This is a genomic window from Amycolatopsis sp. NPDC004378, from assembly GCF_053602455.1.
Map to the genome: position 1 here is coordinate 46,951 of NZ_JBSGDR010000036.1, position 10,553 is coordinate 57,503.

Below are 10,553 nucleotides of genomic sequence, written 5' to 3' on the forward strand. Positions count from 1 at the left end.
ACGCCGTAGACTCTGATTCCACCTCGCGCACTATCGATCCTTCGGCTGAGAAACAACTTGGAACGGGGTAAGAAAACGAGACCGAGCCATCTTGGCCAGGTTGTTGCGGCCCGGACAGCGCATCAGTGAATTCGCCACGCTGCGGCTGGACGACATCGAGTGGCAGTGCGGTGAGGTGGTCATCACGGGCAAGGGGTAGCACTACGAGCGGACGCGAGCACGCTCACTGCGTGACCGCCAAGTACTTTTCGGCGTGCCGGCAACGGTGGCCGCGACACTGCCCTACGTCGGTTTTCCGCGTGTGGGAAAAGAATGACGACGACGCGCAGCCCAGCGAACGACTCACAGGTCACCTAGACCAGAGTCCGACCGGACGCCGATCGTGCCACCTTGCCTTCGGAGGGATGAGCGTGCGGTCGCGATGTCGGGAATTCGGCTTTTCTCTTCCTGTGCTGTTCCCGTTCAGGATCCAGCCAAGGCTCGCTGCCGCGCAAAGCGCGCCTCCGACAAACGCGACCGGACACGGCACTCCGGGAGCGTTCCTTTCGCTGCGGCTGGGCGGCGAAGGTCGTCGCGCTCAATCTGTTCTCGATTAGCCTAGCGTGCCGTCTGGTCAGACCGGATCGGCGTCGACTCGACAAAGTCGTGAGCCAATAGCCGTAGGCGCTCTCGCGATCAGCCTGCATCCTGGGATGTGGCGGTGAGCACCAGGCTGGCGACATGGTCGGGTGCGTCGCGGAAGGGCAGGTGTCCGGCATCGGGTACCACGTGCAGTTCGGCGGCGGGAAAGGCGCGCGCGTACGCGCGGGCGTAGTCCGGCGGCGCGACGGGGTCGTTCTCGCCGCAGATGATCAGGACCGGAACCCGCACCCGGTTCAGGCGGCCGGGCAGCGTCTCGTCCCATGGGGTGTCACCGGTGATGGCGCGGACCCGGTCCGCGCCGGGCGCGCTCGTGGGGATCGGCGGGTCCGGTACGGTTGCCGGTTTGAGTCCGATGCCCGCTATGAGGACAAGTCCCGCGACGCACGCGTCGGCCGTCTCGCTGTCTTGGATGGCCACCTCCGTTGCGATCCAGCCGCCGAAGGAGCTGCCGAGGACGGTCGCGGGCTGCTCGAGGGAGGCCAGTAGTGCGCGATAGCGGTGGGCGAGTTCGGCGATCGCGGCCGGACCGGCGGGACCGGCGAGGTGGGTGCCGAGATCGCCGTGGGCGGCAAGCGGGTCCCACCCCGGGTGGTAGGGCACGAGGACGCGGTGACGTTGCGCGAGTCGCTGGACCAGTGGCGCGAGGCTGTCGGGACCGGCGCCGCCGTGCAGGGCGAGCAGAGGGCTGCCGGTTCCCGTGTACGCAACAGCCATATCGTGGGCGTCGGCTGTGACGAGTTCGCAGGCGCCGGCGGCTGCCCGCTCGGGCGCGCGTTTGTGGCCGCGGTCGGCGGGGTGGTCAGCGGGGGTATTCATCGGCGCCCCGCGGATTGAAGGATCTCCCCGGCGGCGAGCAGAGGCAGGATGATCGCTGCGGTTGCGGTGACCTGGTTGATCGGCACGCCGAAGCGCACCGTCGGCTGCAGCGGAGTGTCGGGGTCGGCCAGTGCACTGCCGGGGAAGAACGCCGCGGGGACCTGGGTGAGCCAGAACAGGCCGCCGTATATGGTGGCGCGGCGGGTTCGCTCGCCGCCACTGGGCCCGGGCCGGGCGCTTTCCCAGATGGCGAGGCCGGCCGCGACCCAGGCGAGGGTGATGGTCTGGGCGTTGTGGAATTTGGCGTGCGGTGGCCAGTGGGGATTGTAGACGTGTGTTTTGTTCCAGTCGGCGATGATCGCGCCGGCCGCGGGTACGAGGGCGGCGAGACACGTGAGCGTCTTGCCGATGCGGCGACGGCGAGTCGCGGTTCTTGTCATGACGGTCTCCTTCAGTGCAGAACAGGGCGGTGGACGGAGTCAGGCTCGGAGTGCCAGACGCTGACGGTGAGAGTTGCGGGGCAGTCGGGACTCGAATGGATGCGCCAGCCCTGGCGGGGTGATCGTTCGTAGACTGCCGGGAACTGGCCGGTGATCGGGTTGGCGGGAAAGAACCAGTGGTCGCGCAGCTCAAGCACGAGGGTGTCTCCAGCGGCGAACCGGGTGGCCGACGGCAGCAGGGTGAGGTCGAGCTCGGCGGGCTCACCGGGGACGAGATGCTTCACCTCTGTGTGCGGGTGTGCCGCCTCCCAGTCGGTGCCTCGCGTGGGGTCGACATCGCGGTGGGAGGCGCGCAGCCAGCCACGAGTGACCAGGTCTTCGGTGAATCCGTACGAGCCTTCGAACACGACCTCCCGCTCGCCGCGCAGCTTGCGGACCGCAGCAAAAAGGGTGAGATCGTCGTGGTCGGCGCTGACTGTGACGCACAGGCGCATCGGCCCCACGATGTCGAGTGATTCCTCGAGCTGCCAGGAGAAGCAGGCGCTGCTGCCGGTGTCACTGCCGATCTCTACCGAGGCCGTCGCCGAGGGCGGGACGACGCCCAGTGTGCCGTCGGTCACGTCGAGATACCGGGTGTCGGAAACCGCGTCGGCCGGAGGCCACGAGTCGGACCCGCGGACGGCGACCACGTCGCGCAGGCTGTCGCGGATCTCCACTCGGACCGGCGCCGTTTCGGTGATGGCGGTGTCCTCGCCGCGCAGGAAATGGTCGAAAAAAGCGAACTGTGCCTCCAGCGCCGCAGGCCCGTAGTAGGTGGACCACTTCGGGCCGCGATGCGTATAGAGCCACTTGTGGGTTGAGCTGATCTGCCGGAAGCCCTCGAACGACCCCCGTGAATGCAGGCTGTGGTCGGAGAAGCTGCCGCAGACCAGGGCCGGGACATCGATCTTTTCCAGGTCGGGGCTGCGCGCGGCCCACCAGGCATCGCGGTGCGGGTGGCGTTTCTGCCGGGCGCGGAACGACCCGGATGATGGGCGCATTGCCCTCTGCCAGGCGCTCCACACGGTGGCGAAGCCGTTCTCCCGGATCCCGCCGGGGTAGAAGAAGTCGGTGTAGGGGTCGGTGAAGCCTTCCCACGGATTGATCGCCGCGAGGTGCGGCGGCCGGGTCGCGGCCGCGGTCCACTGGGTGATCGCCAGGTAGGAAACGCCGGTCATCCCGACCCGGCCGGTGGACCACGGCTGCGCGGCTGCCCACTCGATCGCGTCGTGCACGTCCTGGCCTTCGGTGAGCGCAAAGCTCTCGGGGTCACCGTCGGAATGTCCCCATCCGCGCAGATCGAGCACGACCACCACGTAGCCGCGCGGGACCCAGACGGCTGGGTCCGGCGCCTCCAGCGCGGTCCAGGCCGAGATGGTCATGGGCTCGCTGTTGGCCGCCAACCGGTACTGCAGCGGGGTCACGTAACCGAACGGCGTGCGCTTGGGCAAGACGTCTTTGCCGTAGGGCTGCGCGCACAGCAGCACCGGGAACCGTCCGCCGCCGGCACGATCCGGAGGACGGAACACGTTGGCGCGCAGCACCGTTGCGTCGCGGGTGGGGACCTCGGCATCGCGCTCGAACTGCACGTCCCGCGGCGGCGGCGTGATCGTCACCCCGGGCCGCATCACCCGCGACAGATTCCGCCGCGCCGTGCCCCAGGCCGACCGCGACCGCACGGGAACCGATGACATCGCCACGCCGACCACCTCCTCACTTGAGTGTCGTTCCACTTGAACGGTATACCACTGAGGCTGACATGAGAAAGGCTGATTTGAGCGTCGTTCAAATCACGTCTATCCTGGTGCGGATGACCGACCACCCTTCTGCTTCGGTGACCGACAGCCAGGACACCTACCGGCGTCGCCGCGAGGCGGGCGAAGCCAGTCGCGCGCGCACCCGTGAGACCCTGCTGCGCGCAGCCGACGCCCTGTTTCGTGAGCAGGGCTACGTCGCGACGACGGTCACGCAGATCGTGCGCCGCGCCGGGGTGTCCGTGCAGACGCTCTACCTGGCCTGGGGTAGCAAACGCGCCCTGCTGCGCGCGGCCGCCGACCGCGCCGCCACCGGAGCGGAGATCGACGCTCCCCCGGCGCCCGACCAGTGGCGGTCCTCGCTGCGCGGACGTCTCGAGCACGAGGCCTTGCCCGGCGACCTGCCCGGCCACCTCGTGGCAGTGGCTCGTATTTTCACCGAACTCGCCGAGCGCAGCGCGCCCTACTGGGAGATCTACCGCCAGGCAGCCGCTGTCGACGCCGAGATCGCCCATGACTGGGCCGAGATGACCGCAAGACGCCGCACGACCCTCACCGACCTCGCCGAAGCTCTTCCCTCACCGAGGTCCAACCCCTCTGCCCCCAACGCCGCACTCACTCTGTTCGCACTCGCCAGCCCCGACACCTACGAATTGCTCACCCGTCACGCCGGCTGCACCCCCGAGGACTACCGACGATGGCTGACTGCAACCCTTGTGAACAGCCTCGAGGTCAGCATCGCTGAGCCACGCAAACTGTAGCGTGGCACGTCAAAATCCCACGAACTCGCGGTTCTTCGCCTACCGCTGCCACCGTCGCACGTCAGCAGGCCGGGCTTCGTGAGCGCACCACAACGCAGACGCGGCAGTTCATCGCCGACGCGCCGGCTCTGCCGTTCGACGCCTGCGGCTACGACGAGGTCTTCGTTGTCATGACCGCGTTTTATGTCTCGCTGAGCTGAGTCTTCAGTCGCCGGCTCGGTCGTCCACGCCGACCCATTCGGACAGGCGGAGAACACGATTCAGCTCGCTGACGCTCAGCGTGCCTTCCGGGCTGGTCGTGCTCTCGGAGAGAACGTCTCGCAGGGCTCGTTTCACGGCTGTGGCGGTTTGGCGCATCAGGGTGGCGGGGTAGAGCACGACGTCGTAACCGATCTCGGCCAGACGGGCGGGAGACAGCGCGGGGCCGTCCTCGACGACCGTTGCCACGATGGGCAGGTCGACGGCGTCGCGGACGCGGGCGTGGTCGGGCTCGTCGGTCACGCCGGTGATCATGATCGCGTCGACGCCGAGGGCTTGGTACTGCGTGGCGCGGTGCAGGGCCTCGTCGATCCCGGCGAGGTAGGCAGCGTCGGTCCGGCCGACGATGAGCAGATCGCCCCGACGAGCGGCCAGCGCCGCCCGGAGCACGGCTGTCGAGTCGGCCAGATCGACCAGCCGCGGAGGATGCCCGGCGCGGGTGGGCATCCGGAGGTCTTCGAGAACGACGGCGGCGACCCCGAGCCGCTCGAGGAAACGGATGGCGCGGGTGACGGTTTTGACGTCGCCGAAGCCGTTCTCCCCGTCCACCATGACTGGGAGGTCGGTGCCGTTCATCACCCGGGCTACCGCGTCGAGGTGCTCACTTAGGCTCGACAATCCGATGTCGGGTAGCTGGGTGCAGCTACGCGAATCCGAGTCAAACATAAGGTGAACGAGCCTGCGTGCGCTGGGTCGTCACGTCATGATCGATGCCATCGTTGATGACATCCGCCTTCGCCTGAGAAATGGCGTCATAGCACAGGGGGTCGTGTGTCCGTGTTCGTCTGGTCGGTGGTGATCCCGGCCGTCGTGTCGGCGATCACCGGCGTCACCGCGGTGGTCAACACGATCAAGGTGCTGTGGCCGAGCCCGTACCGCTGGATAAGCTACCGGGTGCACCTGGACGCGGCCATCGGCTCTCGCCCGGACATCAGGGGCTTGGCCAAACTCGTGGTCCGGCGGACCCACAACGGACAGAGCCGCGACCTGGACAACGCCAGCATGGTGCTGGTGCGGCTGAGCAACGACAGCGGTCTGGGCATCTCTCCTGAGGACTACATCGAGCCGGCCAGGCTCACGTTCGGCAACCGCACAGTGGTCGGCGTCGAGATCAAGGACGCCAACGACGGTCTGCGCCGGTCGCTGCTCGGCACGGGCGAGAACTACACGCCAACGGACGACGACGAGGTGCTGACCTTCAGCGAGCAGGGCGAGAACTGGCTGCAGCTGCCGAAGATGCACTTCAACCGGGAGGAGCGTTTCCGGATGATGGTGCTGTTGGAGGGCAACGGGAAGGGCGTCGCCGGCGAGGCGCGGTTACGCGAGGGTAAGGGCGAGGGTATGCGACGGGAGACGGTCGGCATCGGCCCGAGCCGTGCGACCCGCCGGGCACTGGTGTCCGGCACGCTGGCCACGGTTTTTCTGCTGGTTGTGGTGCTGGTGGTGGCGTTCGGGCGGCCCGCCGACACCGTGGTCGCAGCGGCGTGCGGGACCGGTTCGCTGGTCGTATCGGGCTCCACCGCGTTCCAGCAGGCCGAGTCGGACGTCGCGATGCGGTACCACCAGGCATGCCCGGGCGCGACGGTGTCGGTGAACCCGACCGGCCATCCGACCGGAAGCCATCAGGGTGTGCTGGACCTGGTGACCAACGGCCGCGACAACAAGGAGGTCCGGACCGGCCAGGTCGCCATGTCGGACGGCCCGGAGTCAGGCTACCAGCAGCAACTCGTGCCGCACGCCATCGCGGTGATCATCTTCTCGGTGGTGCTGAACAAGGCGACCGGCGTGCACTCGCTCACCGACGCCCAGCTGCGGCAGATCTACAGCGGGCAGGTGACCAACTGGTCCGCCGTCGGAGGTGCGAACCTGCCGATCGTGATCGTCAGCCGCGGAACCGACTCCGGCACCCGCAGCACCTTCGACCGGAAGCTGCTGGACAACGCACCGGAGCCGGCCGCCGACTCGTACAACTGCGCCGACCGCGATCCCGGCCTGCCGCCGTCGCCGGTCATCCGGTGTGAGATGCAGTCCACCGGGGACGTGCTGAGCCAGGTCAACGCCAACGCGGGGGCGATCGGCTACGCCGAGATGTCGGTGACCTCCAGCGCCGAGACGACCAAATACCGGAACGTGCAGCAGGCACAGCTCAACGGGAACGGGCCGGACCCGCAGACGGTGAAGAACAACCGGTACTCGTTCTGGGCCGTGGAGTACTTCCAGACCTACGGGATCCCTGCCGAGGGCTCGCTGATCTCCACGTTTCTCGCATACATGGCCGGCGACACGGCCAAGGCGACGATGCAAAACTACGGCCACATCCCCTGCGTCGACGGCGCCGGGAACACTATCCCACTGTGCGGCTAGCGATCTGCCCGCAACAAGCGTTGGCCGTCTGCTGCAACGCATCTCCCCGACACGGGGAACTATTCGCTGGACAGTCCCCTGACGCCGGCTCGGGTCTTCGGCAAGCCGCCGATCCGGCGAGCGAAGGGCGGCAGATCACTGCCACGGCGAGCACTGCTTGGTGTCCCACCACGGGTAGTAGTAGCGGGTCACGCAGACGCGAGCCCGGGTGAGGGGCTGGTTGGGCGCGTACAGCTGATCCGACCAGTACGGGCCTCCGCTGGAGGTGCCGTCGAATTCGAAGTGGTTGCCCTCGGTCGCCGGGATGCCGGAGGAGGCCTGCCGTTCCACCCAGATCGCGTATCGGCCGTTCTCGCTGACGGTGAACCGCGCCCAGGGGTCTGGCAGTTGCCGAAGCGCATCTCGAGGTAGCCGTTGTAGGGGTTGAACCCGCTGCCCGTGACCGGGCCGGCGGACGCCGCGCATCCGGTCGTCTGCGGATCCTTGTTGTCGCAGCCCAGGGCGGAACAGCTCACCTGGGCCTGAGTCGGTGTCTGAGCGCCGGCAGTCCCGGCCAGTCCGGTCAGGGCCAGAGCAGATCCGGGGGCCGCGGCCATCATGCGCATCATGGGAAGTTCCCTTCTCACGGGATGGGTGGAGTGACGTACCGCATCACTGTGCTGCCCACCGGGATGTCTCGTCATGTCCTGTGTTCGTCCCACACCGAACCACGCCGTTGGTGGGGCGCGTGTCCCCCGGGTTGTGGCGTCGAGACCGTTTACCTGGCGCTTCGGGTCGGCGATGATGTGGTGCTGTGGACACGCTGGGGGTACCTGCCACGGACGGTTCGATCGGCATTCGGTTCGTTATGCCGCAGGAAAGCGCGCTCGCCCGGGCTCACCGGGCGGTCGCCAGGGCGATGCTTTACTTCCGCATCGGCGGCCTGATCGAGATCGTGGTTGTCGGCGGCGCGGACGTCGGCCGCTACCGGGATCCGGCACTGGTCGCCGGGCTGCTCGCACTGGTGGTGGCGGAAAGTGTCGCGGTGGTCGGGGTATGCCTGCGCACCGGCAGCGCCCCGTCTGCCTGGATCGGCGCCGACGTCGTGTTCAGCGCGGCGGCGTTGCCCGCCTGCGCCGCGCTCACCGCACCACCGTACTTCCACACGTGGGCCAACTTCATGTACCCGTACTCGATCATCATCGATTTCGGTGCCGGTGCGGCCTTCCCCCGGTTGCCTCCCGGAGGTCCCCTACGTCGTAGTCTGCCTCGCCGACGAACTCGATCACTAGATCAGCTGCAAGCAGTACGATCCGCCCTGGTCTACTGCGGCGAATCGACCGAGCGTGCGCTGCGTGCCCGACGATTACGATCGAAACCGCCTCGACCGCGGCATCCGGACGGTAGGACCCCGACGCGTCCGTGATCGAGCGTTCGAGATGCGGCTCGACCGGCATAACCACGCGATCGAAATTGCGTTCGTCCTGGCAGGCAAGGGTGATCGCCGAGTGGACCTCTCTGCGAACCTGGCCCGTGTCTTCCCGCATCGTCGAGACGCCGCTCGGTCGACTCGTATCGCTTGAGCTCGGCAGGACATCTACGGTTCCGCAACCACGCCAGCTCACAGCCGGCGAGAGCCTCGGCCAACAGCCATCAATACACACAAATGATGATCTCGTCCGTGAACCTTGGCAAGGGATTGGACCCGACATCGACGAGATGACGCTGCTGTTCCTCCACGAAATCCGACGGTCAACAAGCCTCGGCAACCCAGATCAAAGCCTCACCCCGCTGACGTGCGCCAGTCGCGCGTACTGCTACGCAGCCGTGTACGCGGTTCGTCAAGAGAAGGAAGTCACTGATCGGCCTAAGGCACCTCCGGATCGGCCGAATCGGCCTCGAGATCCGGTGAGGCAACGCCGGCTCGCTTGGCCCTCCCGAAGAGTCGGTGCAGCTGACTTCAGCGGCCGACTCCACGGCTCGCGCCCGGGCTGCGGCGCACCCAAGTCTGCAACCGGCAACCAAGCACGATCATTCGAGTCCGCGCACCAGCCACCACGACAACCCCGGATGCAGGAATGGCCCCGCGCGTAGCGCGGAGCCATTCCGTTCTGACGGTGGGCTGTTGTTACTTCTTCTTGGCAGCCGACGTGCGCTTGGCCGAAGCCTTGGCGGCGGCTGGCTTCTTCGCTGCTGCGGCCTTGGTGGCGGCAGCCGGCTTGGCCGTAGCCTTCGCCCGCGTGGTGGTCGCGCGCGCCGTCGTCGCCTTCGCCGTGGTGGCCTTGGCCGCCGCCGCCTTCGGGGCCGCCTTGGTTGCGGCGGCCTTCGCGGCCGGCTTCGCCGCGGCGGCGCGGGTCCGCGTGGTCGTCGCGCGCGTGGTGGCCGGCTTGGCGGCCGCGGCCCGCGTGGCCCGGGTCGTGGTGGCCTTAGCCGGAGCAGCGGCGGCCTTGGTGGCCGTCGCGCGGGTCGCCGTGGTGGCGGTGGCGCGCTTGACCGGGGTGGCCTTCGGCAGCTTCTTGGAGCCGGAGATGACGTCCTTGAAGGTGGTGCCGGCGCGGAAGGCGGGAACATTGGTCTTCTTGACCTTCACGGCCTCACCGGTACGCGGGTTGCGCGCGGTCCGAGCGGCACGGGCACGCTTCTCGAAGACACCGAAGCCGGTGATGTTGACCTTTTCGCCCTTGTTGACCGTCCGGATGATGATGTCGACCAGACCGTCGACAGCCTGCGCGGCCACCTTCTTATCGTCGCCCAGGCGCTCCGACAGCGCCTCGATCAGCTGGGCCTTGTTCGTCATTCCAGTCCTCCATTGTGGAACTTATCCGTCTGGCCCATCACGGCCAACCTGGCACAGAGTATTACCAAGACGGCAAAATATCCAAACAAGGGTAACCATGAACTCCGTTGTGTCGCCGAGAAAGTCTCACTCGGCGTTCAGCAGACGCCGATACCGCCAAGACGGCCCAGACCTCGAGACTGGCCCTGACCAGGCGATTCATCGCGATGACGAGGCCGTATCCATTTAGGACAGGACTGTCAGTCGATCAATTGTTCGAACTGGTCACGGAAAGCCAGATGGCGCAACAACTGCCTAGGCCCCCCGGGACAGCAGCGAACTCACCCAACGCCGTGGTCTCCACGTCGAGCGACGCGGGCAGTGTCGCGAGCTTGTCCGCCGTCTCGCGGACGGCACTGAGGTTTCCGGCGCGATACTCGGTCCGAAGCAGATCGAGGTAGAGAATCTCACTCACCGGATCAGCTTGCAGACCTCGCATCGCGGCTCGGCGAGCTGACGGCAGGTCGCCGTCCTTCTGGTAGAGGTCGGCCAGCATGTAGGCCACGTCGACGATCCTAGCGTCACCTCCATCGCCGGACCTCGTGCTCGGCGACATCCCCGTACCCCACAGAGAGCCTGGTCGATGAACCCCGCGCAGTCGCTGTACGAATTCACGCTCAACCTGCTCAACGACCCGTCCGCCCGCACCGCTTTCGGCAACGAC

10 protein-coding genes are annotated in these 10,553 nt (G+C 67.3%); 3 read left to right on the plus strand and 7 right to left on the minus strand.

Annotated features, from left to right (window positions below; genetic code table 11):
* Positions 1–675: 675 nt before the first annotated feature.
* The 3 genes from ACWEN0_RS47020 to ACWEN0_RS47030 are packed head-to-tail and all read right to left on the minus strand — an operon-like array spanning position 676 to position 3,631.
* Positions 676–1,458, minus strand: coding sequence for an alpha/beta fold hydrolase (locus ACWEN0_RS47020; RefSeq protein WP_451988178.1), 783 nt, complete (start codon positions 1,456–1,458; stop codon positions 676–678).
* Complete coding sequence (locus tag ACWEN0_RS47025) at positions 1,455–1,898, minus strand: DUF6640 family protein (protein WP_451988180.1); 444 nt, start codon at positions 1,896–1,898, stop codon at positions 1,455–1,457. The genes ACWEN0_RS47020 and ACWEN0_RS47025 overlap by 4 nt, the downstream gene beginning before the upstream one ends.
* A gap of 11 nt (positions 1,899–1,909) precedes the next feature.
* Complete coding sequence (locus ACWEN0_RS47030) at positions 1,910–3,631, minus strand: CocE/NonD family hydrolase (RefSeq protein WP_451988204.1); 1,722 nt, start codon at positions 3,629–3,631, stop codon at positions 1,910–1,912.
* A gap of 116 nt (positions 3,632–3,747) precedes the next feature.
* On the opposite strand from ACWEN0_RS47030, the gene ACWEN0_RS47035 reads away from it, so the two are divergent.
* Positions 3,748–4,452 (plus strand): TetR/AcrR family transcriptional regulator, encoded by a 705-nt coding sequence (locus ACWEN0_RS47035; protein ID WP_451988182.1) that lies wholly within the window; start codon positions 3,748–3,750, stop codon positions 4,450–4,452.
* A gap of 204 nt (positions 4,453–4,656) precedes the next feature.
* Here ACWEN0_RS47035 and ACWEN0_RS47040 read toward each other — a convergent pair whose 3' ends face one another.
* Positions 4,657–5,376 (minus strand): isocitrate lyase/PEP mutase family protein, encoded by a 720-nt coding sequence (locus ACWEN0_RS47040; RefSeq protein ID WP_451988184.1) that lies wholly within the window; start codon positions 5,374–5,376, stop codon positions 4,657–4,659.
* Positions 5,377–5,481: 105 nt separating this feature from the next.
* Between ACWEN0_RS47040 and ACWEN0_RS47045 the strand changes: the two genes are divergently transcribed.
* Positions 5,482–7,074: a substrate-binding domain-containing protein gene (locus tag ACWEN0_RS47045; protein ID WP_451988186.1), complete on the plus strand. Its 1,593-nt coding sequence runs from the start codon at positions 5,482–5,484 to the stop codon at positions 7,072–7,074.
* Positions 7,075–7,209: 135 nt separating this feature from the next.
* Here the strand turns inward: ACWEN0_RS47045 and ACWEN0_RS47050 are convergent, their stop codons facing one another.
* Complete coding sequence (locus ACWEN0_RS47050) at positions 7,210–7,404, minus strand: hypothetical protein (RefSeq protein ID WP_451988188.1); 195 nt, start codon at positions 7,402–7,404, stop codon at positions 7,210–7,212.
* Between the two features lie 463 nt (positions 7,405–7,867).
* Between ACWEN0_RS47050 and ACWEN0_RS47055 the strand changes: the two genes are divergently transcribed.
* Positions 7,868–8,479 (plus strand): hypothetical protein, encoded by a 612-nt coding sequence (locus ACWEN0_RS47055; protein WP_451988190.1) that lies wholly within the window; start codon positions 7,868–7,870, stop codon positions 8,477–8,479.
* 702 nt (positions 8,480–9,181) lie between these two features.
* On the opposite strand, the gene ACWEN0_RS47060 is transcribed toward ACWEN0_RS47055, so the two are convergent.
* Positions 9,182–9,850, minus strand: a complete 669-nt coding sequence (locus ACWEN0_RS47060; RefSeq protein ID WP_451988192.1) for an HU family DNA-binding protein — start codon at positions 9,848–9,850, stop codon at positions 9,182–9,184.
* Between the two features lie 247 nt (positions 9,851–10,097).
* Positions 10,098–10,394: a hypothetical protein gene (locus ACWEN0_RS47065; protein WP_451988194.1), complete on the minus strand. Its 297-nt coding sequence runs from the start codon at positions 10,392–10,394 to the stop codon at positions 10,098–10,100.
* Positions 10,395–10,553 lie beyond the last annotated feature (159 nt).